The sequence below is a fragment of the Microbacterium sp. CFBP 13617 genome, from assembly GCF_014839445.1.
Classification (GTDB): domain Bacteria; phylum Actinomycetota; class Actinomycetes; order Actinomycetales; family Microbacteriaceae; genus Microbacterium.
This window is the reverse complement of sequence record NZ_JACYNW010000004.1, coordinates 400,684-426,474: the sequence shown is the minus strand read 5'-3', so window position 1 is coordinate 426,474 and position 25,791 is coordinate 400,684. Positions and strand designations below refer to the sequence as shown.

Annotated in this window: 26 protein-coding genes and 1 tRNA gene; 7 read left to right on the top strand and 20 right to left on the bottom strand. The window is 71.4% G+C overall.

All coding sequences use genetic code 11. The features are described 5' to 3' along the window. Positions 1-27: 27 nt before the first annotated feature. Genes IFU40_RS13915 through mscL form a run of 3 tightly spaced genes read left to right on the top strand, consistent with a single transcriptional unit; the run spans position 28 to position 1,431 of the window. A complete protein-coding gene (locus IFU40_RS13915) occupies positions 28-624 on the top strand; it encodes a 5-formyltetrahydrofolate cyclo-ligase (protein WP_191926706.1) in 597 nt (198 codons plus the stop codon). A 20-nt stretch (positions 625-644) separates the two neighbouring features. Further along, a complete protein-coding gene (locus tag IFU40_RS13910; protein ID WP_191926705.1) occupies positions 645-974 on the top strand; it encodes an FmdB family zinc ribbon protein in 330 nt (109 codons plus the stop codon). A 34-nt stretch (positions 975-1,008) separates the two neighbouring features. Beyond that, on the top strand, positions 1,009-1,431 hold the full coding sequence (gene mscL / locus IFU40_RS13905) for a large conductance mechanosensitive channel protein MscL (protein WP_191926704.1): 423 nt from the start codon (positions 1,009-1,011) through the stop codon (positions 1,429-1,431). Between the two features lie 90 nt (positions 1,432-1,521). Here the strand turns inward: mscL and IFU40_RS13900 are convergent, their stop codons facing one another. Further along, entirely contained in the window at positions 1,522-1,842 is a 321-nt protein-coding gene (locus tag IFU40_RS13900; RefSeq protein WP_070409572.1) for a hypothetical protein, read from the bottom strand. 7 nt (positions 1,843-1,849) lie between these two features. Continuing rightward, positions 1,850-5,557, bottom strand: coding sequence for an AAA family ATPase (locus tag IFU40_RS13895; protein WP_191926703.1), 3,708 nt, complete (start codon positions 5,555-5,557; stop codon positions 1,850-1,852). 199 nt (positions 5,558-5,756) lie between these two features. On the opposite strand from IFU40_RS13895, the gene IFU40_RS13890 reads away from it, so the two are divergent. Beyond that, the gene (locus IFU40_RS13890; protein WP_191926702.1) at positions 5,757-6,290 is read left to right on the top strand and encodes a methylated-DNA--[protein]-cysteine S-methyltransferase; all 534 of its coding nucleotides are present in this window, start codon (positions 5,757-5,759) and stop codon (positions 6,288-6,290) included. A gap of 53 nt (positions 6,291-6,343) precedes the next feature. On the opposite strand, the gene IFU40_RS13885 is transcribed toward IFU40_RS13890, so the two are convergent. Continuing rightward, positions 6,344-7,960, bottom strand: a complete 1,617-nt coding sequence (locus IFU40_RS13885; RefSeq protein ID WP_055838129.1) for a solute symporter family protein — start codon at positions 7,958-7,960, stop codon at positions 6,344-6,346. Next, positions 7,957-8,310, bottom strand: coding sequence for a DUF485 domain-containing protein (locus tag IFU40_RS13880; RefSeq protein ID WP_191926701.1), 354 nt, complete (start codon positions 8,308-8,310; stop codon positions 7,957-7,959). Before IFU40_RS13880 ends, IFU40_RS13885 begins: the two co-directional genes overlap by 4 nt. 139 nt (positions 8,311-8,449) lie before the next feature. Between IFU40_RS13880 and IFU40_RS13875 the strand changes: the two genes are divergently transcribed. After that, the gene (locus tag IFU40_RS13875; protein WP_055838134.1) at positions 8,450-9,301 is read left to right on the top strand and encodes a helix-turn-helix transcriptional regulator; all 852 of its coding nucleotides are present in this window, start codon (positions 8,450-8,452) and stop codon (positions 9,299-9,301) included. 111 nt (positions 9,302-9,412) lie between these two features. Next, positions 9,413-9,697 carry a Fe-S cluster assembly protein HesB gene (locus IFU40_RS13870; RefSeq protein ID WP_191926700.1) on the top strand — a complete coding sequence of 95 codons (285 nt, stop codon included), beginning with the start codon at positions 9,413-9,415 and terminating at the stop codon, positions 9,695-9,697. A gap of 71 nt (positions 9,698-9,768) precedes the next feature. Here the strand turns inward: IFU40_RS13870 and IFU40_RS13865 are convergent, their stop codons facing one another. The 15 genes from IFU40_RS13865 to IFU40_RS13795 form a co-directional block, all read right to left on the bottom strand. After that, positions 9,769-10,512: a hypothetical protein gene (locus tag IFU40_RS13865; RefSeq protein WP_191926699.1), complete on the bottom strand. Its 744-nt coding sequence runs from the start codon at positions 10,510-10,512 to the stop codon at positions 9,769-9,771. A 144-nt stretch (positions 10,513-10,656) separates the two neighbouring features. Further along, positions 10,657-11,427: an enoyl-CoA hydratase-related protein gene (locus IFU40_RS13860; protein ID WP_191926698.1), complete on the bottom strand. Its 771-nt coding sequence runs from the start codon at positions 11,425-11,427 to the stop codon at positions 10,657-10,659. A gap of 10 nt (positions 11,428-11,437) precedes the next feature. Beyond that, positions 11,438-12,583: a 1,2-phenylacetyl-CoA epoxidase subunit PaaE gene (gene paaE, locus IFU40_RS13855; protein WP_191926697.1), complete on the bottom strand. Its 1,146-nt coding sequence runs from the start codon at positions 12,581-12,583 to the stop codon at positions 11,438-11,440. Continuing rightward, the gene (paaD, locus tag IFU40_RS13850; protein ID WP_055838153.1) at positions 12,583-13,062 is read right to left on the bottom strand and encodes a 1,2-phenylacetyl-CoA epoxidase subunit PaaD; all 480 of its coding nucleotides are present in this window, start codon (positions 13,060-13,062) and stop codon (positions 12,583-12,585) included. The genes paaE and paaD overlap by 1 nt, the downstream gene beginning before the upstream one ends. Further along, positions 13,056-13,898: a 1,2-phenylacetyl-CoA epoxidase subunit PaaC gene (paaC, locus tag IFU40_RS13845; protein WP_191926696.1), complete on the bottom strand. Its 843-nt coding sequence runs from the start codon at positions 13,896-13,898 to the stop codon at positions 13,056-13,058. Before paaC ends, paaD begins: the two co-directional genes overlap by 7 nt. Before the next feature lie 92 nt (positions 13,899-13,990). Continuing rightward, a complete protein-coding gene (gene paaB, locus IFU40_RS13840) occupies positions 13,991-14,296 on the bottom strand; it encodes a 1,2-phenylacetyl-CoA epoxidase subunit PaaB (protein ID WP_055838158.1) in 306 nt (101 codons plus the stop codon). Continuing rightward, positions 14,296-15,255, bottom strand: coding sequence for a 1,2-phenylacetyl-CoA epoxidase subunit PaaA (gene paaA, locus IFU40_RS13835; RefSeq protein WP_191926695.1), 960 nt, complete (start codon positions 15,253-15,255; stop codon positions 14,296-14,298). Before paaA ends, paaB begins: the two co-directional genes overlap by 1 nt. 166 nt (positions 15,256-15,421) lie before the next feature. After that, positions 15,422-16,732, bottom strand: a complete 1,311-nt coding sequence (locus tag IFU40_RS13830) for an AMP-binding protein (RefSeq protein WP_191926694.1) — start codon at positions 16,730-16,732, stop codon at positions 15,422-15,424. Then, positions 16,729-17,199, bottom strand: coding sequence for a hydroxyphenylacetyl-CoA thioesterase PaaI (gene paaI, locus IFU40_RS13825; RefSeq protein ID WP_342343535.1), 471 nt, complete (start codon positions 17,197-17,199; stop codon positions 16,729-16,731). The genes IFU40_RS13830 and paaI overlap by 4 nt, the downstream gene beginning before the upstream one ends. Then, entirely contained in the window at positions 17,196-19,262 is a 2,067-nt protein-coding gene (gene paaZ, locus IFU40_RS13820) for a phenylacetic acid degradation bifunctional protein PaaZ (RefSeq protein ID WP_191926693.1), read from the bottom strand. Before paaZ ends, paaI begins: the two co-directional genes overlap by 4 nt. Continuing rightward, positions 19,259-20,125, bottom strand: coding sequence for a 3-hydroxyacyl-CoA dehydrogenase family protein (locus tag IFU40_RS13815; RefSeq protein WP_191926692.1), 867 nt, complete (start codon positions 20,123-20,125; stop codon positions 19,259-19,261). The genes paaZ and IFU40_RS13815 overlap by 4 nt, the downstream gene beginning before the upstream one ends. Further along, the gene (locus IFU40_RS13810; RefSeq protein ID WP_249404230.1) at positions 20,122-20,931 is read right to left on the bottom strand and encodes an enoyl-CoA hydratase/isomerase family protein; all 810 of its coding nucleotides are present in this window, start codon (positions 20,929-20,931) and stop codon (positions 20,122-20,124) included. The genes IFU40_RS13815 and IFU40_RS13810 overlap by 4 nt, the downstream gene beginning before the upstream one ends. Beyond that, positions 20,924-22,114 carry a thiolase family protein gene (locus IFU40_RS13805; protein WP_191926691.1) on the bottom strand — a complete coding sequence of 397 codons (1,191 nt, stop codon included), beginning with the start codon at positions 22,112-22,114 and terminating at the stop codon, positions 20,924-20,926. Before IFU40_RS13805 ends, IFU40_RS13810 begins: the two co-directional genes overlap by 8 nt. Positions 22,115-22,558: 444 nt before the next feature. After that, positions 22,559-22,634 (bottom strand) — tRNA-Arg (locus tag IFU40_RS13800). Positions 22,635-22,648: 14 nt separating this feature from the next. Beyond that, positions 22,649-23,413, bottom strand: coding sequence for an NRDE family protein (locus IFU40_RS13795; protein ID WP_191926690.1), 765 nt, complete (start codon positions 23,411-23,413; stop codon positions 22,649-22,651). 101 nt (positions 23,414-23,514) lie between these two features. Here IFU40_RS13795 and coaBC point away from each other — a divergent pair, with 101 nt between their 5' ends. Next, positions 23,515-24,729, top strand: coding sequence for a bifunctional phosphopantothenoylcysteine decarboxylase/phosphopantothenate--cysteine ligase CoaBC (gene coaBC / locus IFU40_RS13790; protein ID WP_191926689.1), 1,215 nt, complete (start codon positions 23,515-23,517; stop codon positions 24,727-24,729). Between the two features lie 63 nt (positions 24,730-24,792). On the opposite strand, the gene IFU40_RS13785 is transcribed toward coaBC, so the two are convergent. Beyond that, complete coding sequence (locus IFU40_RS13785) at positions 24,793-25,458, bottom strand: peroxiredoxin-like family protein (protein WP_191926688.1); 666 nt, start codon at positions 25,456-25,458, stop codon at positions 24,793-24,795. Between the last annotated feature and the right edge of the window lie 333 nt (positions 25,459-25,791).

The window sequence follows — 25,791 nt, the reverse complement described above, 5'->3', positions numbered from 1 at the left end:
GAGGACGCTCGCACGTAGACTGACGGCATGCCGGATCGCATCGAGCAGGCCAAGCGCGCACTGCGCGCCGACCTGCGCGAACGTCGCCAGGGCATCTCCGCTCACGCACGCGAAGAGGCCGAGGCCGGGATCACCCGTCAACTCGACGAGCTCGTGGCCCGACTCGGCGCGCGCAGCATCTCGTGCTTCCTGTCGACGCCCACCGAACCCGGCACCCACGCCTTCGTCGCCGGCGCCGTGGCGCGCGGCATCCGGGTGCTCCTTCCCCTCACGCGCGAAGACGGTCTGCTCGATTGGACCGTCGCCACACCCGATGCCGAGATCGCCGAGGGCCTGTTCGGTCTTCCCGAACCCGTCGGCGAGGTGCTCGGTCCGATCGCCGTCAACGACGTCGACCTGCTAGTCATCCCGGCCGCCGCGGTCGACGCGCACGGAATGCGCCTGGGATGGGGGCGCGGATACTTCGACAAGACCCTCGGTTCGATGGAGAAGTGCCCGCCGGTCTACGCGGTCATCTTCGACTCCGAACTCATCGACGACGTGCCGCGCGACGTGCACGACCAGCCCGTCACGGGTGTGGTCACCCCCACGCGCACGCTGCCGCTCGCCGCTCACACCGCCTGACCACCCGAAGGAACAGCACGATGCCCACCTACTCCTACGCCTGCAAGCAGTGCGGTCACCGTTTCGAGACCGTGCAGTCCTTCACGGATGCCGCACTCACCGAATGCCCCGAGTGCGGCGGCGAGGTGCGCAAGCAGTACGGCTCCATCGGCGTCACCTTCAACGGCTCGGGCTTCTACCGCACCGACTCCCGCAACTCGTCATCGAGCAGCTCGTCGTCGAGCAGCTCGTCGTCGAGCGGCTCGTCATCCAGTGGATCGTCGTCCGGCGCAAGCGCTGGCGGCGCCTCGGGTTCTTCGACATCATCGAAGTCGGAATCGAAGCCGTCCGCTCCGTCCTCGGCATCCTGACTCCGAGTCGGCGCGGCCAGAGGGGAACAAGCGCATGATCAAGGGATTCAAGGAGTTCATTCTCCGCGGGAACGTCATCGACCTCGCCGTCGCCGTCGTCATCGGCGCGGCCTTCACGGCGGTCGTCAACGCGATCGTCGCATCGCTCATCAACCCGCTGATCGAGGTGTTCTACCAGCCGAACGACAACGGCGAGTTCGGGCCCTCGATCACGGGCATCTACGGCCAACAGGTGGTGTTCCCCCTCGGCGGCCTGCTGACGGCGATCATCAGCTTCCTCGCCGTGGCACTGGTGGTGTACTTCGTCTTCGTCTACCCCATGAACCACTGGAAGGCCCGCGCCGCGGCACGCGCCGGTGTGGCCGACGCGGCCTCGGACGAGCCCAAGCTGCCCACCGAGCAGGAATTGCTCGTTCAGATCCGCGACCTGCTGGAGCGCCAGAACAGCACGCGGTGACCGCAACTCTCTGACAGCCGCGCACCGCGCCGTGAGTCCCCACCGGGGGACTTCCGGCGCGGTGCACGTCTCGGCAGGGGCCGGGCCCGTTCAGTAATGCGGGGGAACGTCGCGCAGCATGCGCTCGTCGTTGGGACCGGATGCCACGGGCCCGGCCGACGCGCCCCGCGCGGGGTCGTCGGCGGGCGCGGGTTCCGCGGTCGTTCCGGGTGCCGGCATGAGCCGAGCGCGGCGCGACCCGCGCACGCGCACCACGGGCTGCCGAACGGCATGCGGGGTGGGCGTCCCGGACGCGGGAGCGACGTCGACGGCGACCGATTCCACCGACCCGTCCGCGGTCTCGATCGATGCCGACGAGTCGTCCGATCCGACGACGGGGCCAGGCCCGGCGGCATCCGGGGTCGCACTCATCACCGGCTCAACCGGGAAGATCGAGCGGCTCGGTGGTCGTGTCGGGCGTGGCGGCGTCTGCGGGGGCGGCCCCCAGCAGCTCGGCGATGCGCGACGCCACACCGGCGGGATCGCTGTACAGGTCGAACGCGTGCACGCGCACGTAATGCCAGCCCAGGCGACGCAGGATCTGCGGGCGCAGACGCAGCGTCTCGCGCAGGGACTCCCCGATCGTCTCGGGATCGCTCTCGGCGACGACGGCCTTGCCCCGGTATCGCGCCACAAGCGGCAGGAGTCCGTGATAGTCGACGTCGACCTCGACGCCGAAGCGTCGGAGCTCGCGCGCGAGGGCCCGCGTGAGCGGGTCGGCGAGGTCTTCGAGCCGGCTCTCGCGACCACGCGCCGCGAGGTTTCCGAGAATGCCCATGAGCGTCGCCGCCCCGTGCTCGAGGCGTCCGTCATCGAAGGACGACGGGCGGATCGACGACACGATCACCATCGAACGCCGCGCGCGCGTCATGCCCACCGTGAGCAGACGCTCACCGTCGGGGGTCGACAGGTCGCCGAAGTCGCTCAGCACGCGACCGTGACGGGTCAGGCCGAAGCCCAGCGAGAAGATCACGCGGTCGCGACTCTCGGCCACCGACTCTTCGAGGGTCAGCACCGAGAAGGGCTCTGCCGCGTCGCGCGAGACGAACTCGGCGACGTCGGAGCGACCGGCCAGAGCGGCCACCACCGACGCGCGCACGCGCTCGGCGTGCGTGCGGCTGGCCGTGACGACCATGAGCGACTCGGACGCGCGGTTGACGGCGTGCTCGACCACGAGGGTCACCACGCGGGCGACCTCGGCATCGGGGCTCTCGACGGCACCGCTGATGGGGTCGGGGGCGCCGACACCGCCCTCGACGTAGTCGACGCTGAGGCTGCCGCGGCCGAGATACGACCCGGCCCAGGGCAGCGACACGATCTCGCCACCGTAGAACGCGTCGTTCACCAGCTGCGAGAGGTCTTCGCCGCCCGCGCGGTAGCTGCGCGTGAGGGTCTCGACGGGGAAGAGCTCCGCGATGCGCTCGAAGACCGAGATCTCATCGAACGGCACCTCGTCGGCCTCATCGGGGACGGGGGCCACCGATGCGCTGACGCGGAACGGCGTGGGCTTCTGCACCACGGGGTCGCCGAAGAGCACGACCTGGTGCGCCCGGCGCAGGGCCGGCGTGGCCTCGGTGAGGCAGAGGGCGGCGGCATCCGCCACGATCACGACGTCGAACGCGAGGTCCCACGGCACGTCGGGCACTTCGTACGGCGACGCCAGCCACACCGGCGCGAGCGTGCGCAGCAGGGTGGGAGCGGCATCCGAGATCTCTTGAGCGGTGTGCAGGCCGTCTTTCAGCGAACGCTTCAGCGCGGCGGCCTCGTCGGCGTGATCGACGATGCCGATGCGCCACTGCGTGGCGAGCTGGGCGGCCAGGAGCGGACCGGCGGCGGCGGCGTGCGCCTCGTCGACCAGGCGGAAGTCGCGCTCGAGGCGGTCGACGACGCTCGTGTTGGCCCCCAGCAGCGCGCGATCGGTGCGCAGGAGGTGCTCGAGCGCCGACTGCCACCAGGCGAACTCGAGTTCGGCGCCCACGCGCTCCTCGGGAACATGGCGCACCGACAGCTCGACGAGCAGCTGCTCCAGGCCCAGACGGGCCAGCTCGGAGCGCAGCTGTGCGCGCTCGACGAGGTTGTCGAAGAAGGTGGACTCGGCCGCGAGGCCCGCCAGCGTCCGCACGAGACGCTGCACGGGCAGGGTCGCGAGGCGGTCGGAGCCCTGACGGCCGAGGATCTGGTCGAGCTCGCCGAGCAGGGCGTCGGTGCGCTGCCAGGCGACGTGCACGTCGGCCAGGCCCAGCGGCACCTCGGGGGTGACGCCCGCTTCGACGACGCGCTGCCACTCGGTGCGCTGCTGCTGAATGCGCACGAGCGCCTCGTACATGTCGGTGACATGCACCCCGGGGCGCACGTACTCCTTCGACAGGCGCTTGAGCCGGCGGCGGTTCGGACCGCTCATGGCCGAGGCGTCGCGGCGCGGGGAGTGCGCGTCGATGAGTTCGCCGAGCGGACGCTCGAACACGCTGGGGCTGAAGCGATCGAGCGACTCGCGGATGCCGTGCAGCAGCTTGAGGTAGGCGCCGAGCTCGGAGACCGTCTGGAACGGCCGCATGCGCGTCTGGGCGATGAGTTCGTAGCCGCGCTCCAGCAGACGGGGAACGTCCTGCGCGTGGAGCTTGCCGGCCAGCTCGTGCGCGGCGCGCGCGTCTTCGGTGCGCGTGAAACTCACTCCGTACCAGGGCGAATCGTCGGGACCGAAGCGGAACTCACCCAGGCGGGCGGCCATCGCGAGGGCGCGCGCGGCGGCGTCGCGGCGACCGGCGAGACGCTCGAGCGTCGTGAGGTCGAAACGCGCCTCGGTCGAGGGCGCCGGGGACTGGGATGCCAGCGAGGTGAGCGCGCGCAGCACATCGAGCGCCGAGACGCCCAGCGCCAGGTGCGGCTCGGTCACGGCCGAGCGGTAGTCGCGCAGCACCGTGCGAAGGCGCACGAGGGCGTCGTCGATCTCGGCGACCTTGGGCTGCTCGGCCTTCTCGTTGCGACCGATCGCGCGGATGAGGTCGCGGCGTACGTGGTGCGGTGAGACGGCGAGACCGGCCAGGCCGACACCGGCGAGGCGGTGGCGGATGCCGTCGAGGGTCGAGCGCCGAGCGCTCACCACGAGCACGCGCTTGTTGTCGTGCACGAGCTGGCCGATGGCGTTGATCACGGTCTGCGTGCCGCCGGTGCCCGGCAGCGTGTGCACCGCGAGCGAGTGCCCCGCGGCGATGCGCGCGAGCACGCGCTCCTGCTCGGCGTCGGCGTCGAGCAGCAGGGTGTCGGCCGCGGGGGTGCGCTCGTCGGGGCTGACGATCACCGGCTCGTCGCGGCGGACGGTGACGCGGGCCCGGTCGTCGGGGTGACCGGCGAGCGCGTTCAGCAGGGTGTCGTCGAGGTGCTGCGTGTCGCGCACCATGCCCGAGCTGACATCGGCGAACGACGAGATCACCAGGCGCGGGTGGACGACGAAGGTGGGCACGTGCGTGGTGAGCCGGCGGATGTGGTCGATGACCGGCTGCGGCTTGAACACGCCCTGGTCGTACGCGAGCCCGGCGAGGGCCGCGCTGTCGATCTGGATGCCGAGGTGCGTGCGGAAGGCGCGCGCGAGCTCGGGGTTCATCACGAAGGCGCCGTGGAGCTTGAGTTCGAAGTCGCCGTGGTGACGACGGATGGCGAGCGGACGCAGCAGCACGGGCGCCGACCACTCCACTCCCCCGATCTTCCAGGCGGCGAGACCGACGGCCAGGTGGACGGGCTCGAGACCGCGGGCGGTGCGCAGCTCGACGTTCTTGGCGGTGATGCGCTCCGCGGCCATGCGGGCGGTGCGCAGCGCCACCTCGTCGCGGAAGAGGTTCGAGAGCATGGTGGCGCGCCCGGTGATGAACTGCGGGAGCGAACCGGGGTGCGCCTTGGTGATGTCGATGCCCGCGTCGAGCGCGTCGTCGAAGCGCAGCAGAGTCGAACGCCCGCCCAGGGCGGCAGCTTCCGCGCGGATGCGATCGCGTTCCGGGTCGGCGACGTGCCGCACCACGATCCCGGGCTCCGACAGCCGCAGCTCCGCCGGGTCGACGGTCGCTGCCGGACCGTCTTCGTCGGCACCGATCACGGTACCCTCCTCAGCTCGCCACACACCTGCCAGACTAAGCCGGGCATCCGAGGATCTCCTGTAGTGGGGCCGAGTTTCGCCGTAATCGGCGACACGCCGCACCACCGGCGGTTCCTCCCCAGGTGGCGACATGGCGGCGTCGTCCACCATTCGCGGGAACGCCGCTGCACCGCCACCTCCGCCTCGTGAAGATGGGCGCATGAACAGAGTCACCAGCACCGAGTACGACAGTCCGATCGGGCCCGTCCTCCTGACGTTCGTCGACGACGCCCTCGTGCGACTCGACATGGCGCACGGCGGCATCGAGCGAGCCCGAGCCGACATCTCCCAGCGACTGGGCGTGGTGCCCGACCCCGATCCCGGCCCCGGCGCCGACCTCGTCGCTCAACTCGACGAGTACTTCGACGGGCGCCGTCGGGAGTTCGACGTCGACCTCGACTGGCGTTTCGTGCGCGGCTTCACGCGGGCCGCGCTCGAGGCGACGCGCGAGATCCCCTACGGCGAGGTCGCCGCCTACGGCGAGGTGGCGATGATGGCCGGCGTCGCCCGCGCCGCGCGTGCGGTGGGTACCGCCTGCGCGGCGAGCCCGTTCTCGATCGTGGTCCCGGTGCATCGCGTGGTGCGCGCCGACGGCTCGATCGGCGAGTACGGCGGTCACCCCGAGGTGAAGCAATACCTGCTCTCGCTCGAGAGCGCGGCGGTGGCCTCGGAGTCGTTGAGCGAACCCGTCTGACGACGGACGCGACGACGCCCGGCCCGCCGGAGCGGAACCGGGCGTCGAAGCGGTCAGTGGTCGGAGGCCTTCTCGGCCCCGAAACCGGTGAGCGAACGCACCTCCATCTCGGCGGCCTTGCCGCGGTCCTCGGCCGTGCGCGAGGTGACCGAGCCGAGCCACCCCAGGAAGAACCCGAGCGGGATCGAGACGACACCGGGGTTGTTCAGCGGCCAGATGGCCACCCCGGTGTTCGCGAACACGCTGGTGGGCCCACCCCAGAACACCGGCGAGAGGAAGATCAACAGCAGAGCCGAAGCCAGACCGCCGTACATGCTCCACACGGCGCCGCGCGTGGTGAAGCGACGCCAGAACAGCGAGAACAGGATCGTGGGCAGGTTGGCCGAGGCGGCGACGGCGAAAGCGAGCGCCACCAGGAACGCCACGTTCTGCCCCTGCACGCCGATACCTCCGACGATCGCCAGCACGCCGATGACGATCACCGTGCGCCGGGCCACCTTGACCTCGCCGTCAGGCGGAACGTCGCCCTTCTTCACGACGTTGGCGTAGATGTCGTGCGCGAACGAGGCCGCCGCGGTGATCGTGAGACCGGCCACGACCGCCAGGATGGTCGCGAACGCCACCGCCGAGATGAAGCCCAGCAGCAGCGGTCCGCCCAGCGCCAGAGCGAGCAGCGGTGCCGCCGCATTCACGCCGCCGGGAGCGGCGAGGATCGCCTCGGAGCCCACGAGCGCGCCCGCGCCGTACCCCAGGACCAGCGTAAGGAGGTAGAACATCCCGATCAGCCAGATGGCCCACACCACCGAACGACGCGCCTCTTTGGCGGTCGGCACGGTGTAGAAGCGCATGAGCACGTGCGGAAGCCCCGCGGTGCCCAGCACGAGGGCGAGGGCGAGCGAGATGAAGTCCCACGGGTTCGCGCCGTACTGCAGGCCGGGTCCGAGGATCGCCTCCCCCTTAGGAGAGGCGGCCACCGCGCTTTCGAGCAGGGTGTTCAGGCTGAAGCCGTTGATCGCGAGCACCCAGATCGTCATGACCAGCGCCCCGCCGATGAGCAGGAACGCCTTCACGATCTGCACCCACGTGGTGCCCTTCATGCCGCCGATGAGCACATAGACGATCATGAGCAGGCCGACGACCGCGACGACGATCGACTGCCCGACGCGCTCGGTGATGCCGAGCAGCAGCGAGACCAGACCACCGGCGCCCGCCATCTGGGCCAGCAGGTAGAAGAAGCAGACCGCGAGGGTGGTGAGGGCCGCGGCCATGCGGACGGGGCGCTCCTTGAGGCGGAACGACAGCACGTCGGCCATCGTGAACTTGCCGGTGTTGCGCATGAGCTCGGCCACCAGCAGCAGCGCGACCAACCACGCGACGAGGAAGCCGATCGAGTAGAGGAAGCCGTCGTAGCCGTTGATGGCGATCGCGCCCACGATGCCGAGGAACGACGCCGCCGACAAATAGTCGCCGGCGATGGCGAAGCCGTTCTGCGGGCCGGTGAACGAGCGGCCGGCCGCGTAGTAGTCGGCCGCGGTCTTGCTGTTGCGGCTGGCCCGGATGACGATGAACAGCGTCACGGCGACGAACGCGCCGAAGATCGAGATGTTCAGGACCGGGTTGTTCTCCACGGTGTCGACCGCGGCGGTGACGGTGGCGACGACGTCGTTCACGACTCCCCCCGTTCCGTGCGCTCGATCTCAGCGCGCAGGGCCTCGGCGCGCGGGTCGAGCCGACGGTTGGCGTAGGCGACGTAGCCCATCGTGATGGCGAACGTCGTGACGAACTGTCCCAGCCCGAGCACGAGTCCGACCGTGATCGCCCCCGACACCGGCTGCGCCATGAACGCCGGAGCGAACGACGACAGCAGGACGTAGGCGAAGTACCAGACGAGGAACGCCACCGCGAGAGGGAACACGAAGCGGCGTTGACGCCTCTTCAGGTCCTGGAACGGTGCCGATTCTTCGACCGCGATGTAGTCGACTCCGCCCCCGGGGGCAGGGTCGATCCTTCTGTCCGTCATGTGGCCTCCTTGCCTCATGGGACCGGCGCAGCGTTGCGCCGATGGGGGATACGACCGGGGTCGTGGAAACGCTCCCGGTGATACTGTCGACGCTACGAAACGCGGCGACGAAGCCGTCACCCCCGGAAGTAGGTAGTGCGTGAAAGCACCGTCCCCTCTTCGAGACGATGCGACGCTCGTGTCGCATGCCGTGGCCGAACTCGCCCGGCGCACCCACTTCCCCGTCGCCTTCGGCGGGCTCGAGCACGACGGCGCCGTGCACGTCTCGACCATCGTCGGAGCCCGCACGCGCAGCATCGAGGGCCTCGTGGTCCACGCGTCCCGCGGCCTCGGCGGACGCGCCCTCGTCGAGCGTCGGCCACGCATGACCCTCGACTACCGCACGTCGCGGACGATCACGCACGACTACGACCGCGCCATCCTCGGCGAGGGCATCGCCACCCTGTTCGCCGTCCCCGTGCTGGTCGGCGGCACCGCGCGCGGGGTGCTCTACTGCGGATCATGGGCCCAGTCGCAGGTCGGCGAGGTCGAGGCGCGGCCCGCGTTCGACGTCGCCGGCGAGCTCGGAACCGAACTGCGCGTGCGCGCCGAGGTCGAACGTCGCCTCGCCACCTCCCCCGCCTCCGAGAGCGGCCTCAGCACGGGCGCGCGCGAAGAGATCCGCGAGAGCTACGCGCAACTGCGGAGCATCGCGGCGACCGTCGGCGACGATGACGTGCGCCGGCGCCTCGAAGACCTCGAGGCACGCTTGGCCGCCCTGACCGGCGACGCTCCCGCGAGATGCGAAGACCCCGACGTGCATCTCTCGCCCCGCGAGATCGACGTGCTCGCGTGCGCGGCCGTGGGCTCGACGAACAGCGAGATCGCCGCCTCTCTGCAGCTCCGCGAGACCACCGTGAAGTCGTACCTCGCCTCGGCGATGTCGAAGCTCGACGCCTCGACGCGCCACGCCGCCGTCACCCGCGCGCGGCGCGCGGGGCTGCTCCCCTGACCCCCGGCGGCCCGGTGGGAATTGCCTGGAAATGGCTTCCCCAGGTTGAGGACGCCGTCGATTCTCGGCATCGTGGCTGGCTCCTGTCGTCGACAAAGAAGGAGAGTCACCATGCTGACACTCACCGATGAGGCCACGACCGCCGTCAAGACCATCACCGCCCAGTTCCCGGACGCGCCGCAGGGTGGCGTCCGCATCGAGGGCGCGGGATCCCCCGAGTCGCAGTTCGCGCTGTCGGTGGTCGACGCCCCCGAAGCGAACGACGCCGTGGTCGAGAGCGCCGGAGCGCGCGTCTTCCTCGACGCCGACGCCGCAGCCGTCCTCGACGACCGCGTGCTCGACGCGCAGATCGACCCGCAGGGCTCGGTGCAGTTCGCGGTGACCACCGCCGCCTGACGTCCTGCCCCGCGATCGATGCCCCGGCCGCGTGCCGGGGCATCGTCGTGTGCGCGCGGGTGCGGCCGGGATCAGCCCCGGAAGACCACGACCTCATCGGTCTGCTCGTCGTATACGAACTGCAGCGCGGTGTCCGCCGGGTACTCGGTGCGCTCCCGCTCGGGTGCGTCGTCGAAGAGGCGGATGGTGGTCGCCGCGGGGAACGTGCCGGCGGCGCAGGCCTGGGGAACGTACTGGCCGTCGTACGAGAACGCCCCGCCCCCTTCGACCGTGAGCAGGTCGGGCTGGTACACCGTGATGCAGGCCACGCCGCGGCCGTCGGTGCGAGCCGGGTCGGCGACGACGACGCGGAAGCCCTGGAACTCGGTGTACGCCACGGTCCCCCCGGGGGCTCCCGCCGTGAAGAAGTCCGGCGTGACGTACGACGGGTCAGGGCTCAGGCGGGCCACCTGGACGGCATCGGCCTGCAGGGGGTGCGTCTGCACCCGCTGCACCAGCACGAGCGCCACCACCACCACGACGATCACGAGGGCGCTGACGATCGCCAGGACGATCGTCGACCGACGCGGGCGCGACCACGTGATCCAGCGGGCGCCCGACGAGTCGGCGTCGGACGGCGCCGCATCGGCGACGTCGTCGGTCGAGGCGCCCCCGCCCTCATCGGTCTCGGCAGAGGAAGGATCGGCGGGTTCGGCGGCGCGCCGCTCGAGCTCCGCGAGCCGCGCGAGCGCCACCGGGTCGGAGGCGATGTCCGCCGTCGGCGAGTACGCGCGGCGGCGCAGGCGGGCGAGTTCGTCGTCTTCATCGGTCGACATGAGCCGATTCAATCAATCCCGGCGTGCAGCGACGCGCTGCGCATCGCGTCCGGCCGAGAAACGCACCGCGGTCACCGCTCCCCTCTCACGATGCGTCGCCCAGCGACAGCCCCTCGCACGGTGACCTCGTCGGTCGCCGCCGGATCAGTGGCCGACGAATTCCGGCGCACGCTTCTCTCGGAACGCCGCGAAACCCTCGCGATAATCGTCCGTTCGAGCGAGGGAGGCCTGCGCACGGTTCTCGAGCGTCATGGCCTCCCACAGCCCCCGTCGCTCGTCGCGGATCGCGGTCACGATCCGCTTGCTGGCGAGGAACGCCGCCGTCGGCCCCCTCGCCGCGCGACGGGCGGCGAGGGCGACGGCATCCTGGATCTCGGATGCCGGAACCACCCGCGAGAAGAGTCCCGCGCGTACGGCCTCCTCGCCCGTCAGCAGGCGGCCCGTGTAGATGAGGTCGAGCGTGGCGTGGGTACCGAGACGCTCGACGAAGAGCGCGTGGCCCCCCGAGTCGAGGGTCGCGCCCAGGGCAGCGAAAGGAGAGCCGATCTTGGCGTCGTCGGCGACGAACACGACGTCGGTGGCGATGAGCAGGCCCAGGCCCACGCCGAGGCACGCCCCGTGGGCGGCGGCGAACGTGGGCGCCGGGAAAGACGCCATGCGCTGCAGCAGCGGCGCCAGCGTGTCGTCGAGGTACCCCGACACGTCGTCGGTCGCCGGGTCGACGCCGGCGATGTCGCGGCCGGCGCAGAACGCGGGGCCCTCCCCGCGCAGCAGCACGGCGCGCGCACCGTCGGCCTCGGCGCGGTCGTAGGCCGCGGCGAGCGCGCGCAGGTCGTCGATGCCGAGCGCGTTGCGTCGCGACGGAGCGTTCAGGGTGATGGTGGTCACACCATCGGCGAAGACGTCGTCGATCACGGCATCCCTCTCATCCGTCGTAGTCGACGCGCACGGTGTCGGACGTCGGGTGCGACTGGCACGTCAGCACGTACCCGCGCTCGATCTCGTCGGGTTCGAGCGCGTAGTTCTCGGTCATCGACACGGCTCCCTCGACCACCCGCGCACGGCACGTGCCGCAGACGCCCCCCGCGCAGGCGAAGGGCACGTCGGGGCGCACGCGCAGGGCTGCCGCGAGGATCGTCTCGTTCGCCGAGACCGGACTGTCGACGTGAGCGGACTGCCCGTCGAGCGTGAAATCGATCGAGCGCACCGGCTCGTCGGCACGGACGCGCACGGGGCGCGCTCCCCCGGTCTGCGCCGGGGCGTCGCCGTCGCCCGCGGTGAACAGCTCGAAGCGCACGCGCTCGCGCGGCACTCCCACCTCGGCGAGGGTCTCGCGGCAGAGTTCCACGAGCGCGAACGGTCCGCAGAGGAACCACTCGTCGACGGCGGCGGGGTCGATGAGCCGCGACAGGATGAGGCGCAGGCGCTCTTCGTCGATGCGCCCCGAGAAGACCGGAGCGGCACGCTGCTCGCGCGAGAGCACGTGGTGCAGCGTGAGGCGGGCCGGGTAGCGGTCTTTCAGGTCGGCGAGCTCGTCGACGAACATGACGTCGGTCGAGGAGCGGTTGGCGTAGACGATCGTCATGCGGGCGTCGGCGGAGCGCTCGAGCACATCGGCGGCGATCGCCATGATCGGCGTGATGCCGGAGCCGGCGGCGATCGCGACGACGTGGCCCGTGGCGACGGAGGCCTTCGAGACGAACGTGCCCTGCGGGCTCATCACCTCGACCTCATCTCCCGGGCGCAGCCCCTCGTGCGCCCAGCTCGAGAAGCGGCCGTCGGGATCGCGCTTGATGCCGACGCTGACCGCGCCCCGGGTCGGCGGACGGCACAGCGAGTACGAGCGGCGGAGTTCCTCTCCCTCGACCGTGGCGCGCAGCGCCACGTACTGTCCGGGCGCGTAGTCGAAGGCATCGACGAGATCGTCGGGGACGGCGAAGGTCACCTCGATCGCGGTGGGGGTGAGGGGCCGCACGTCGGCGACACGCAGCGTGTGGAACCGGGCGCGCGCACGGGGACCCGTTGCCGGCCCGCGCGTCGCGGCCGGGGTCGTGGCATCCGTCATCGTCATCAGAGCGCCTTGAAGTGGTCGAAGGGTTCGAGGCAGGCGCGGCACTCCCAGAGCGCTTTGCACGAGGTGGAGCCGAATCGCGAGAGTTCGCGCGTGTCGAGCGAGCCGCACTGCGGGCACGCCACGCTCAGGCGCAGACGGATGGGCCCCGCGGGCGCCCTTCCCGACGGCGGGGCGATGCCGTAGGCGGTGAGCTTGCGGCGGCCCTCGTCGCTCATCCAGTCGGTCGTCCACGCGGGGCTCAGCGTCGTCTTCACGATCGTGCGGTCGAAACCGGCCGAGGTGAGCGCGAGCACGATGTCGTCGCGGATCGCGTCGACCGCGGGGCATCCCGAGTAGGTGGGGGTGATCGTCACGGTGACCGTGTCGCCGTCGACCCGCACGTCGCGGAGCACGCCGAGGTCGTCGATGGTGAGCACGGGCACCTCGGGGTCGACGACGGCGGCGGCCACGGCGCGGGCGTGCTCGACGCTCACCACGTCGCTCCCGGGTGCCTGCGGGCGAGCACCTGCATCTCGGCGATCAGCGGTCCGAAGGCGGGGTGATGGATGCCACGGCGCCCACCCGCCGACGAACCCGGAACCGCGGGGACGGGCACGTCTTCGTCGTCGAGCACGGTGGCGAGCACCGCGTCGACACGGCCCCGCAGACTCGAGGGACGCACGGCGACACCGGCGAGCCGGTCGTGCAGCGGCTCGTCGCGGAACAGCTCGTCGAGGTACGGCCAGGTGTCGTCGAGGGCGACCAGGAACCGCTGCCGCGACTCCTCGGTTCCGCCGGCGAGCCGCAGCGTCCACTGCACGGCGTGATCGCGGTGGTAGTCGACTTCTTTCTCGGCCTTGGCGGCGACGGCGGCGAGCACCGGATCGGTGGATGCCGTGAGGTCGCGGTACAGCTCGAGAAGGTACGTCGAGGCGAGCAGCTGCCGGGCGATCGTGTGCGCGAAGTCGCCGTTCGGCAGCTCGAACAGCCACATCGAGCGGAACTCCGCCTCGTCGCGCTCGTAGGCGAGATCGTCTTCGCTGCGGCCGTCGTAGCTGCCGGCGTAGCGCAGCAGGGAGCGCGCGTGACCGAGCAGGTCGAGGGCGATGTTGCCGAGCGCGACATCTTCTTCGATCTCGGGGGCGCGCGCGATCCAGCCGCAGAGGTTCTGCGCGAGGATCAGGGCGTCGTCGGCGAGACCGAGCGCGTAGGCGGCGACGTCGGGGTCGGTGGCGCGGTCGTCTCCGCCGGCCAGTTCGGCGGCGAGCTCGCGGGCATCGAGCGAGACGTCGCCGTGCGGGTCGTCGCCGTGCGGGTCAGCGCCGTGTCCCACGCCAGCCGGGTCGACGAGCTCATCCGCCGGCGCTTCGCTCGACGGAGACCCCTCAGCCGATCGCACCGCCCGCGACACATCCGTCGTCGTGCTCACAGGTGCGGCACCCCCTCGGACGCGGTGTAGTACACCGCGTGCCGGTAGTTCTTGCCCGCCGGCGACTCGAAGAACGCGCCCTTGGCTCCCGGATCGCTCGTGGTCACGGCATCCGAGGGCACGACCCAGACCGACACGCCCTCACCGCGACGCGTGTAGAGGTCGCGGGCGTTGCGGACGGCGAGTTCGGCGTCGGGCGCGTGCAGCGAGCCCACGTGCACGTGGCTGAGGCCGCGGTTGGCGCGCACGAAGACCTCCCACAGGGGCCAGGTCTCGGCGGGGCTCCCCCCGGGAGTCGCCATCAGGCGGCCGCCTTCGCGCTCTTCTTCGCGGCGTACGCGGCGGCGGCTTCGCGCACCCACGCACCCTCTTCGTGCGCGTCGCGACGGTGCTGGCGCCGCGTGGTGTTGAGGGGGCCTCGGCCGGCGAGAACCTCCTGGAACTCGCTCCAATCGATCTCACCCATGTCGTACTGGCCCGTCTCGTCGTTGAAGCGCAGGTCGGGGTCGGGCAGGGTCACCCCGAGCACCGCCGCCTGCGGGACGAGCATCGACACGAACCGCTGACGCAGCACGTCGTTGCTGAAGCGCTTGATGTTCCACGCCGTCGATTGCGCCGAGTTGGGCGAGTCGTCGTCGGGGGGACCGAACATCATCAGGCTCGGCCAGTACCAGCGGTTCACGGCGTCCTGCGCCATCTCTCGCTGCGCGTCGGTGCCCTGCATGAGTGTGAGGAGGATCTCGAATCCCTGGCGCTGGTGGAACGACTCCTCTTTGCAGATGCGCACCATCGCGCGACCGTAGGGTCCGTACGAGGCGCGGCACAGCGGCACCTGGTTGCAGATCGCGGCGCCGTCGACGAGCCAGCCGATGGCGCCCATGTCGGCCCACGTCGGGGTCGGGTAGTTGAAGATCGACGAGTACCGCGCCTTGCCGTCGACGAGCTGCTGCGTCATCTCGTCGCGGGTGATGCCGAGGGTCTGCGCCGCCGAGTAGAGGTAGAGGCCGTGTCCGGCTTCGTCCTGCACCTTGGCCAGCAGGATCGCCTTGCGCTTCAGGCTCGGCGCCCGCGTGATCCACGCTCCCTCGGGCTGCATGCCGATGATCTCGGAGTGCGCGTGCTGCGAGATCTGACGGATCAGCGTGCGGCGGTAACCCTCCGGCATCCAGTCGCGGGGCTCGATGCGTCCGTCGGCCTCGATGAGGGCGTCGAACATCGCCTCGCCGTCGAGTGCGGCGTCCGTCGTGAGTGCTGTCGTCATCGTCGACTCCCTTTACAGACCGATCGTTCAGTAAAAGTGTAACCGCGGGCGAGCCGCCCCGCAACGGGCGTGATCCCCGCCGTCTTCCCGGGCCCGTGGAGCGCCCGACCGGTGCGACCCCACGATGGTCCGCGGTCTCCACGTCGGCCCGGCGCCCGGGCGCCCGTCACCGCAGGTCGTACACCCGCTTGTACTTGCCCTCACTGCGCGGCAGGGCACCGGGCTCCTCGACGTTCACGTCGACGCTCGTGCCGATGAGCACCTTGATCCGCTGCTGCAGCACGACACCGGCGGCCTCGCAGACCTCTCGCTGCAGGGCGGGGTGCCGTTCGATGCGGACGGTCATGGCATCCATTCGTCCTTCTCGACGCAGCTCGAGCACGAAGTGCGGGGTGAGCGTCTCGATGCCCATCACGATCTCCTCGATCTGGGTCGGGAAGAGATTCACCCCGCGCAGGATGATCATGTCGTCGTTGCGACCGGTGATCTTCTCGATGCGTCGCATCAACGGGAACGCCGTGCCCGGCTTCAAGCGGGTGAGGTCGCGGGTGCGGTAGCGGATGACCGGGAACGCCTCTTTGGTGAGCGAGGTGAACACCAGTTCGCCGAGCTCTCCGTCGGCCACCGGTGCGCCGCTCTCGCCGTCGATCGTCTCGGGCAGGAAGTGGTCCTCCCACACGTGGGGGCCGTCTTTGGTGAGCGCGCTCTCGCTGGCCACCCCCGGGCCCATCACCTCGCTCAGGCCGTAGATGTCGACGGCGACGACGTCGAGGCGCCGCTCGATCTCCCGGCGCATCTCGTTGGTCCAGGGTTCGGCGCCGAGCACGGCGACGCGCAGCGACGTGGACCGCGGGTCGACGCCGGCGGACTCCAGCGCGTCGGCGATGGTGAGCAGGTAGCTCGGCGTGCAGAGGATGGCGTCGGGCGCGAAATCCTGGATGAGCTGCGCCTGGCGCGCGGTCTGCCCACCCGACATCGGGATGACGGTCGCCCCGAGGCGCTCGATTCCCGCGTGGGCACCCAGCCCTCCGGTGAACAGCCCGTACCCGTACGCGTTGTGCACGCGATCGCCCGCGCGGATGCCCGCGGCGCTCAGCGAGCGCGCGACGAGATCGGCCCAGCGATCGAGGTCACCCGCGGTGTAGCCCACCACGGTGGGGCGCCCGGTCGTGCCCGACGAGGCGTGGATGCGACGAACCTCGGCCATCGGCACGGCGAACATGCCGAAGGGGTAGGTCTCGCGCAGGTCGGCCTTGGTCGCGAACGGCAACAGCCGAATGTCGTCGAGGGTACGGATGTCGTCGGGGCGCACGCCCGCGGCGTCGAATTTGCGGCGGTACATCTCGACGTTGTCGTAGGCGTGCCGCACGGTCCACTGCAGGCGCTCGAGCTGCAGAGCGCGCAGGCTCTCGAGCGGGATGCCGGTGGGATCGACGGATGCCAGGAAGTCGGGGCGCGAGGGAACGGTCATGGTCATCGGGACACCTCCGTGGTGGAGAGCACGGCGTCGCGCTCGGGGTCGGGTGTGGCGGCGGGTCGGGAGTCGGCCGGCGGACGCCGATCCGTCGTGATGCTGCGCCCGCGCACCTCGGCGACGAGGTCGCCGGTCTCGTCGGTCACCCGGATGTCGTACAGGCCCGTCCGCCCGCTCCGGGCGCGGCGGGCGGCGGTCGCCGTCAGCGTCTGCCCCGCGGTCGTGGACTTCAGGAACGCGATGTCGGCGCCGCCCGCGACGGTCACGCGCTCGTCTTCGTTGCACGCGATCGCGAACGCCGTGTCGGCGAGGGTGAAGACGAGCCCGCCGTGGGTGATGGCGAAACCGTTGAGCATGTCGTCGCGCACGGCCATCGACACGCGGGACTCCCCCGGCGCGTCGTGCTCGACGACCATGGCGAGCATCGCCGACGCCTGATCGCGCTGCATCATCGGTCGGAGCGCGCTCACACCAGCACCTCGGCGGGCTGCCACGTCTTCGCCACGAGCGTCAGTACGTCGTACTGCGCGACGATCTCGTCGTCCTGGTTGTGGATGACGGCATCCCACCGCACCTCGCCGTACTCGTCGGTCTCGCGCGGGGTGATCTGCTTCGCCGTCAGAGCGACGCGGATGCGGTCGCCGGGTGAGACGGGGGTGACGAAGCGCAGGTTCTCGAGGCCCGAGTTCGCCAGCACCGGACCCGGTGCGGGATCGACGAACAACCCGGCCGCCCACGACACGAGCAGGTAGCCGTGCGCGACGCGTCCCGGGAAGAAGGGGTTCGCCGCGGCGGATTCCTCGTCCATGTGCGCGTAGAACGTGTCGCCGGTGAAGTTGGCGAACACCTCGATGTCGTCGAGGGTGACTTCCCGCTCGGCCGACTCCACGGCATCGCCGATCCGCAGGTCGGAGAGGGGCTTGCGGAACGGATGCCGCCCCGCGGTGTCGGTCTCGGCTCCCGGATGCCACACCCCCGTCAACGCGGTCAGCATGCGCGGCGAACCCTGGATCGCGGTGCGCTGCATCGAATGCAGGACCGAGCGGATGCCGCCGAGCTCCTCGCCGCCGCCGGCGCGGCCGGGTCCGCCGTGCACGAGGTGCGGCACGGGGGCGCCGTGACCGGTGGAGGTGCGGGCGTCGTCGCGGTCGAGGAAGAGCACGCGGCCGTTCATCGCGCCCATGCGCGTGAGCAGCTCGGTGGCGACACCGGGGTCGTGGGTCGCGACGCTCGTCACGAGCGAGCCGCCGCCCCGGCCGACGATGGTCGCCGCCTCCGCGACGTCGGTGTACTCGACGATGCTCGCGACCGGTCCGAAGGCCTCGATGTCGTTGACGGCCGGGGTCGCGGCATCGGCGAAGGCCAGGAGCATGGGCTCGAGGAAGGCGCCGTCGGCCGGGCTCGCGCCGTCGGCCACGCGCGCGTCGGGGGCCTCCGCCGACCCGACGACGAAACGCCCGCCCGCGTCCTGCAGCACGGCGACCTGCCGCAGCACCTCGTCGCGCTGCTCGCGCGAGACGAGCGGTCCCATAGTCACGCCCTCGACGCGCGGGTCGCCGACGACGACGCGTTCGGCGATCTTCTCGCGCAGCGCCGCGGCCACGGCATCCGTGGTCCCCGCCGGCACGATCGCGCGGCGGATCGCGGTGCACTTCTGCCCCGCCTTGGTGGTGAGTTCGACGAGCAGCTGCTTCACGTACGCGTCGAACTCGGGGGTGCCGGGCACGGCGTCGGGGCCGAGGATCGAGGCGTTGATCGAATCGGTCTCGCTCGTGAAGCGCACGCCGGGCTTCGCCTGGGCGCGTAGGCGCTCGGCGGTGGAGGCGCTGCCGGTGAAACCGACGGTGTCGCCGAGGTCGAGCAGGTCGAAGAGGCCGGGAACGCTGCCGCTGACCAGCTGCAGCGAGCCCTCGGGGAGCAGGCCGGTCTCGACGACCATGCGCACCCAGGCCTCGGCGATGTACGCCGTGGGCGTCGCGGGCTTGACGATCGTGGGGAGGCCGGCGAGGAACGCGGGGGCGAACTTCTCGAGCGACCCCCACATCGGGAAGTTGAAGGCGTTGATCTGCACCGCGACGCCGGGGAGGCGCGTGTACACGTGGCGCCCGAGGAACGATCCGTCCTTCGACAACGGTTCGACCGGCCCGTCGAGCACGACCGTTCCGGCGGGCAGCTCACGGCGGGCCTTCGACGAGAAGGTGAACAGCACGCCGATGCCGCCGTCGATGTCGCTCAGCGAGTCGCGGCGGGTCGATCCCGAACGCATCGACAGCGCGTACAGCTCTTCGCGGCGCTCGTTCAGCGCGATCGCGAGGTTCTTCAGCACCATCGCGCGCTGGTGGAAGGTGAGGGCGCCGAGGCTCCGCTGGCCCTCCCGGCGCGCGAAGGCGACGGCGCCCGCGAGGTCGAGACCCGTGGTGCTGACGCGGACGACTTCGTCGCCCGTCGACGCGTCACGGACGACCGCGGCGTCGGGATCCTCGACGGGCGTCCACCAGGCGCCCTTCACGTAGCTCGGGAGAAACGTCATCATTCGCTCCATTCGTAGAATCCGCGGCCGGTCTTGCGGCCCAGGTGCCCCGCGTCGACGAGCTTCTTCAGCAACGCCGGCGGGGTGAAACGCGCACCGAAGGCGCGCTCCAGTTCTTCGGCGATGCCGAGGCGCACGTCGAGTCCGACGATGTCGGTCGTGCGCAGGGGGCCCATCGGATGCCGGTACCCCAGCTCCATGGCCGTGTCGATGTCGTGGGCCGAGGCGACGCCCTCCTCGAGCATCCGGATCGCTTCGAGGCCGAGGGCGACGCCGAGGCGGCTCGACGCGAATCCGGGCGCATCTCGGACGACCACCGCGGTCTTGCCGATCGCGGCGATCCACACCCTCGCGGCCTCGACCACCTCGGGGTCGGTCGCAGCCCCCGTCACCACCTCGACGAGCGCCGAGGCGGGCACCGGGTTGAAGAAGTGCAGCCCGACGAAACGCGCGGGGCGTGCGAGCGACGCGGCGAGCGCGTCGATCGAGATGGACGAGGTGTTGGATGCCACGACCGCACGATCCGACACGACCGCCTCGAGGCGGGTCAGGGCGTCGATCTTCAGCGCGCGGTCCTCGGGGACGGCTTCGACGACGAGGCCGGCGTCGGCGAACGCGGCGGCGTCGGTTCCGGTGGTGAGGGCCGTGGCATCCGGCGTCTCGATGCCCCGCACGGCCGAGCGCTGCAGGGCCGTCTCGACGCGTTCGCGTGCGGCATCGGCCGCGTCGGCGTCGCGCTCGACGACGTGCACGCGGGAGCCGGCGAGCAGGAACGCATGGGCGATGCCGGCGCCCATCCGGCCCCCGCCGAGCACGCCGATGGTGGGGGGCAGCGATGCCGCGGGGGCGGAATCGGGAAGGGTCATCTCTTCTTCCTCTCGAGGAACGCGGTCATGCGGGCGCGCTTGTCGCCGCTGTCGAACAGCTCGGCCTGCAGTTCTCCGTCGATCGCGGGGTGCTCGGCGCGGGGGGCGAGCAGCGCGCGCTTGGTGAGCACGGTCGCCCGCACGGAGTTCGCGGCGATGCGGTCGACGATCGCGTGGGCGGCGCCCCGCAGGTCGTCGGGCTCGTGGATGCTCGACAGCAGGCCCCACGCGAGCGCCTCATCGGCGTCGATCACCCGCGCGGTGAGCAGCAGTTCGCTGGCGCGCGCGTGGCCGACGATCTCGGGCAGGCGCCAGGCGGCGCCGGCGGCGGCGATGATGCCGAGGCCGGGCTCGGGGTTGCCGAAGCGCACGCGGGGTGTGCCGATGCGGATGTCGGCCGCGTAGGCGAGCTCCGCTCCCCCGCCGAGGGCGAAGCCGTCGACGGCCGCGACGACGGGCATCGGCAGGTGGCGGATGCGGTCGAACACCGTGGCGTTGATGCCGCGGCGGGCGTCGTCGCCGGTGCGCTCGCGCAACTGCGCGATGTCGGCCCCCGCGGCGAAGATCCCGCCGGCGCCGGTGAGGATCAGCGTGCGCGGTCGCTGCTCGAGCTCGGTGCACAGCGCGTGCAGCTCGTCGACCATGGCCTGATCGATCGCGTTGCGGCGATCGGGGCGGTCGAGGGTCGCGATGACGCGGTCGTCGAAGGCGTCGACGCGCAGACGGGAGGCGTGGCTCTCGGTCCCGTCGACAATCTCGGGGGTCCGGCTCGCGCCGGCGGCGGCCCCGCGCGTCGGCTCAGCCATCGACCCGCTCCACGATCATCGCGGTCCCCTGCCCGACGCCGACGCACATGGTCGCGAGCCCGTACCGGGCGTTCTCGCGCTCGAGGCGTCCGAGCAGCGTCACGAGCAGGCGGCTGCCGCTCGATCCGAGCGGATGACCGAGGGCGATCGCGCCGCCGTCGGCGTTGACGATCTCGGGGTCGAGTCCCAGCCGTCGCATGCACGCCAGCGACTGCGACGCGAACGCCTCGTTGAGTTCGACCGCGCCGAGGTCGGATGCCGAGAGCCCGGCCTTCGCGAGGGCCTTCTCGGTCGCGGGCACGGGACCGAGGCCCATGATCTCGGGCGCGAGAGCGGCCGACGCGTGCGAGACGAGGCGCGCGCGGGGTCGCAGTCCGTAGCGTTCGACCGCTCTGGCACTGGCGACGACGACGGCCGAGGCCCCGTCGTTGAGCGAGCTGGAGTTGCCCGCCGTGACGACCTCACCGCCCTGGACCACCGGGCGGAGTCGGGCCAGCGCCTCGAGCGAGGTGTCACGGCGCGGACCCTCGTCGGCGTCGACCACCCCTCGGCCCGTGTCCACGGCGACGATCTCGCTCGCGAAGCGTCCGGCATCCTGAGCCGCCACGGCCCGCTCGTGGCTCCGCAGGGCGAAAGCGTCGGCGTCCGCGCGGGTGATCGCGTCGACACGGGCGACCTCCTCGGCCGTCTCGGGCATCGAGAAGGTGGCTTTGTCGCGCGCGGCGAGGCGCGGGTTGGTGAAGCGCCAGCCGATCGAGGTGTCGAAGGAGGCGCCGGGCTTCGCCCACGCGCGCTCGGGCTTCGCCTGAACCCAGGGCGCGCGGGTCATCGACTCGACGCCGCCGGCGACGACGATGTCGGCATCGCCCGACCGCACCGCCTGCGAAGCGAGGGCGATGGCGCTCATCCCCGACGCGCAGAGTCGGTTGACGGTGAGGCCGGGGATGGCATCCGGCAGTCCCGCGAGCAGCACGGCCAAGCGGGCGACGTTGCGGTTGTCCTCGCCGGCCTGGTTCGCGGCCCCGAGGATGACCTCGTCGATCGCGTCGACGGGCACGCCCGCGCGCGTCACGGCTTCGGCCACGACGAGGGCGGCCAGATCATCGGGACGAACGGATGCCAGAGCCCCGCCGTACCGCCCGACCGGGGTGCGCGCACCGCCGATGAGAAACGCCTCCGACATCGCCATCCTCTCCCCCGCCGACGTTGGCGAGGTCGTTCATCCTCGACTTCGAGGTTTTCCGACCGATCGTTCAGTAATCATGTCACGGTGAGGGTGGGAGTGGCAACGGGCGTGCGCGGGCTCGCGCGCTCGCGGCGAACACCCACGGCCCGCGGGCCCGGAGCAAGCGCGTCGATCGGAACGCGCGATTCCGCGGAGCGTGCGCGCACGGCGCACGCCCTCCGCTCGCGAGTCGGAGGAGGTGCCTCGGTCTGAGCGCGCTGCGCCTCGGTCGGAGCGCGCGGCGCCTCGGTGGGAGCGCGCGGCCCCTCGGAGGCGAATGTCCACGGCCCGGGGCCCGAACCGGGCGTCTCGACTGGGACGCCTGACCCCCCGGAGCCCGTACGTCGACGGCGAAGCCGGCCCCGCCCACGAACCGGCGCACCGACGGCCGCGATCAGGAAGTGGTGCCCCCGACAGGATTCGAACCTGCGACGCCCGCGTTAGGAGTGCGGCGCTCTATCCCCTGAGCTACGAAGGCGGGATGGATCCAGCCTACTGCGGCCTCTCGGCGGTCTCGGCGCGCGGGACCATCGCCGAGGGGATGCCTCGGCGCAACCGCGCGGCGAGTCCGTCGTCCCAGCGGCCGGGCTCCGGCAGTGCGGCTTCACGCACGTCGACGCCGCCGGGTCCGATGCTGGCGACGCAGACGAGCAGCGACTCGAGCACGTGCCCGTCATGGTCGTCGCGGCGCAGCACCGCCGCGCCCGGGTCGTGGGTGGACTGCTCGACGACGCCGAGCCACGGCATCCACCACTCCTCGCCCGCGGCGAGGCCCACGCGGCGGAATCCCGCCAGCCATCGCGCGATGCGCGGCGTGCCCTCGTCGTCGACCGCGTGGTGGGCGATCATGTGCGTGCCCGGTGCGAGGCGCGTGCGGCGGGCGACCAGGCCGTCCCACTCCACGAGGTGGGCGCCCGCGGCATCCACCTCGACGAGATTGAAGCCCCGCGTGAGCGGTCGATCCGGGATGCCGTCCCCCACCGCGTCAAGGGGAACACCGCCACGAGTGACGACCTCGTCGTCGCCGCGGTCGGACAGGTCTTCGCGGTTGAGGAGCACCGCGAGGCGACCCGCGTCGGGGTCGACGGCGAGCCAGGCACCGCCGGCGCGGTCGTCGCGCACGCCGAGGATGCCGCCCCGGTCGGGCCACCACGGCCCGAGGCCGCGCCACGGCCGCTCCCGGTCTTCATCTCGGACGGCGAGAAGACGCACCGGTTCGCCGAGCGCCTCCGGAACGTCGATCACGACCGTGCACATTCCGTCCACGCTACCCGGGCGGGGCGCGGACGGGGCGCGATGCGCTCCTCCGGGCGGGTGAGCGCCACCCGCCACCCGAGCCGACCTGGAAGACTGGGGCGATGTTCGTCGTGGTGGGAGTGACCGGGGGCATCGCCGCCTACAAGAGCGTCAGCCTCGTGCGACTGCTGGTGAAAGCGGGGCACGACGTGCACGTCGTGCCGACCGACGACGCGCTGCGCTTCGTGGGCCTGCCGACGTGGGAGGCCTTGAGCCGCAACCCCGTCACCACGTCGGTGCACGATGACGTCGCCCGCGTGCGCCACGTCGCGCTCGGTCAAGCGGCCGACCTCGTCATCGTCGCCCCCGCGACCGCCAACACCCTGGCCGCGATGACGGCGGGCCTGGCCTCCGACCTGCTCGGGACGACGCTGCTCGCCACGACCGCGCCGGTCGTGGTGGCCCCGGCAATGCACACCGAGATGTGGCGGCACCCGGCGACGACGTACAACATGACCGTGCTCCGCGCGCGCGGGGTGCACGTCGTGGGTCCCGCCGACGGAGTCCTCACCGGCGGCGATTCCGGACCCGGACGCATGTCGGAGCCGGAGGAGATCGCGGCGGCGGCCCTCGCTCTCGTCGAACGCCCGCGCGACCTCGACGGTCTGTCGATCGTCGTGAGCGCCGGAGGCACGCGTGAGCCGATCGATCCCGTGCGCTTCCTGGGCAATCGCTCGAGCGGACGCCAGGGGGTCGCGATCGCCCGCGCCGCCGCCGACCGTGGCGCGCGGGTGACCCTCGTGGCCGCGCACCTCGACGCCGATGTGCGCCCCGATCCACGCGTCGAGGTGGTCGCTGCGGGTACCGCCGAGCAACTCGGACGGGCGATGGATGCCGCGGCTCCCGACGCTGACGTGATCGTCATGGCCGCGGCGGTCGCCGACTACTCGGTGGCCATGGTCGCCGAGCACAAGCTCCGCAAGCAGGACTCCCCCGGCGGTCTGACCCTCGAGCTCGTCGAGAATCGCGACATCGTCGCCGGGCTGGTCGAGCACCGCCGGCCGGGGCAGACGGTCGTCGCCTTCGCCGCTGAGACGGCGGGCAGCGACGAGGAGCTGCTCGAACGCGCTCGCGCGAAGGCCGCGCGCAAGGGCGTCGATCTGCTGGCCGCCAACGCGGTCGGGTGGTCGCGAGGGTTCGAGACCGCCGACAATGCCCTCACGATCGTCGGTCGCGACGGTGGGGTCGTGGCCACGGCATCCGGTTCGAAGGACGACACCGCACACGCCCTGCTCGATGCGATCGTCGCGACGCGGGCGTCGACGCTCGAGGCCTGACGCCGGTGGACCGTGTCGCACGGGTGCAGGAGGACGAGCGGCCCGCCGCCCGTCCTCCCCGGGTCATTCGCTGCGAGCGCCGTCGACCGCGTCGATGATCCTGCCCGGCTCCGTACGCGTCGTGTAATCGACGTGGACATCGGCGAAGCGCACCACACCGGCGGCGTCGATCAGGTACACCGAGGGGAACGGGACGCGAGCGGTCTCGTCGGCATTGCTGTCGGCGACGTCGAAGCCGAGTTCCGTGTGCGCCGCGCGCGCGTCGACGCTCGGCTCGGTGGCGATGCCGAAGCGTTCGGCGAGCGTGTTCGCGGGGTCCGAGAGCACGGTGAACTCCAACGACCCGTTCGTCGTACTCTGGGCCGATCCGTCGGGCGTCTGCGGCGAGATCGCGATGAGCTGGACTCCGCGTTCCTGCAGCGCGGGCAGTAGTTGCTCCTGGTAGGTGCGCAGAGTGATGTTGCAGTACGGGCACCACGCACCGCGGTAGAACACGACGACCGACGCAGCTCCGGCCCGGGCCTCGGAGAACGTCGTCGCCGCCCCCTCCGCGGTGACGAGCTCGGCATCCGGGGCGTCGTCACCCACGTCGAGCGCTCCCGCCGGGACGCCGGCGCTGCGAAGGGCGGCCTGCTCGTCGGAGAAGACCGCCGACAGTCGGTCTCCGATCTGCGCCTCGAACCCGGCGGTGAAGTCGTCGATCTGCTGCGCGATGGACGGTGTGGACATGCGTCGCCTCCCGGCGGAATCGGCGTCACGCGCCGGCTCCAGAAACCTAGGTCCGCCCGCAGGGGTCAGGGCTGTTCTCGTCATCCAACGAGACGCGACGTCACGAGGCGTCACGAAGGGTGCGCCTCATCCCCGCGCCCCCTCTCGGCCACAGGACTTCTCGAACACGGGCCTTCTCCGACGGCCCCTCTCCGACGTGGCTTCCCAGACAGGGGCCTCTCAGACACGGGGCCTCCCAGACAGGGGGCCCTCCAGAAACGGGGCCTCCCAGACAGGGGGCCCTCCAGGGCACGAGGCGGTTCTCAGGTGGGGGCCGCTCGGGGCCCCCACCTC

What these genes read in the sequence shown, in the direction of transcription:
- coaBC (WP_191926689.1), top strand. Translation starts at nt 23,515, where the DNA reads ATGTTCGTCGTGGTGGGAGTGACCGGGGGCATCGCCGCCTACAAGAGC.
- mscL (WP_191926704.1), top strand. Translation starts at nt 1,009, where the DNA reads ATGATCAAGGGATTCAAGGAGTTCATTCTCCGCGGGAACGTCATCGAC.
- IFU40_RS13890 (WP_191926702.1), top strand. Translation starts at nt 5,757, where the DNA reads ATGAACAGAGTCACCAGCACCGAGTACGACAGTCCGATCGGGCCCGTC.
- paaB (WP_055838158.1), bottom strand. Translation starts at nt 14,296, where the DNA reads ATGGCGACTCCCGGGGGGAGCCCCGCCGAGACCTGGCCCCTGTGGGAG.
- IFU40_RS13880 (WP_191926701.1), bottom strand. Translation starts at nt 8,310, where the DNA reads ATGACGGACAGAAGGATCGACCCTGCCCCCGGGGGCGGAGTCGACTAC.
- IFU40_RS13815 (WP_191926692.1), bottom strand. Translation starts at nt 20,125, where the DNA reads ATGACCCTTCCCGATTCCGCCCCCGCGGCATCGCTGCCCCCCACCATC.
- IFU40_RS13805 (WP_191926691.1), bottom strand. Translation starts at nt 22,114, where the DNA reads ATGTCGGAGGCGTTTCTCATCGGCGGTGCGCGCACCCCGGTCGGGCGG.
- IFU40_RS13900 (WP_070409572.1), bottom strand. Translation starts at nt 1,842, where the DNA reads ATGAGTGCGACCCCGGATGCCGCCGGGCCTGGCCCCGTCGTCGGATCG.
- IFU40_RS13795 (WP_191926690.1), bottom strand. Translation starts at nt 23,413, where the DNA reads ATGTGCACGGTCGTGATCGACGTTCCGGAGGCGCTCGGCGAACCGGTG.
- IFU40_RS13865 (WP_191926699.1), bottom strand. Translation starts at nt 10,512, where the DNA reads ATGTCGACCGATGAAGACGACGAACTCGCCCGCCTGCGCCGCCGCGCG.
- IFU40_RS13910 (WP_191926705.1), top strand. Translation starts at nt 645, where the DNA reads ATGCCCACCTACTCCTACGCCTGCAAGCAGTGCGGTCACCGTTTCGAG.
- paaA (WP_191926695.1), bottom strand. Translation starts at nt 15,255, where the DNA reads ATGACGACAGCACTCACGACGGACGCCGCACTCGACGGCGAGGCGATG.
- IFU40_RS13830 (WP_191926694.1), bottom strand. Translation starts at nt 16,732, where the DNA reads ATGACCATGACCGTTCCCTCGCGCCCCGACTTCCTGGCATCCGTCGAT.
- paaZ (WP_191926693.1), bottom strand. Translation starts at nt 19,262, where the DNA reads ATGATGACGTTTCTCCCGAGCTACGTGAAGGGCGCCTGGTGGACGCCC.
- IFU40_RS13915 (WP_191926706.1), top strand. Translation starts at nt 28, where the DNA reads ATGCCGGATCGCATCGAGCAGGCCAAGCGCGCACTGCGCGCCGACCTG.
- IFU40_RS13785 (WP_191926688.1), bottom strand. Translation starts at nt 25,458, where the DNA reads ATGTCCACACCGTCCATCGCGCAGCAGATCGACGACTTCACCGCCGGG.
- paaE (WP_191926697.1), bottom strand. Translation starts at nt 12,583, where the DNA reads ATGACGATGACGGATGCCACGACCCCGGCCGCGACGCGCGGGCCGGCA.
- IFU40_RS13810 (WP_249404230.1), bottom strand. Translation starts at nt 20,931, where the DNA reads ATGGCTGAGCCGACGCGCGGGGCCGCCGCCGGCGCGAGCCGGACCCCC.
- IFU40_RS13870 (WP_191926700.1), top strand. Translation starts at nt 9,413, where the DNA reads ATGCTGACACTCACCGATGAGGCCACGACCGCCGTCAAGACCATCACC.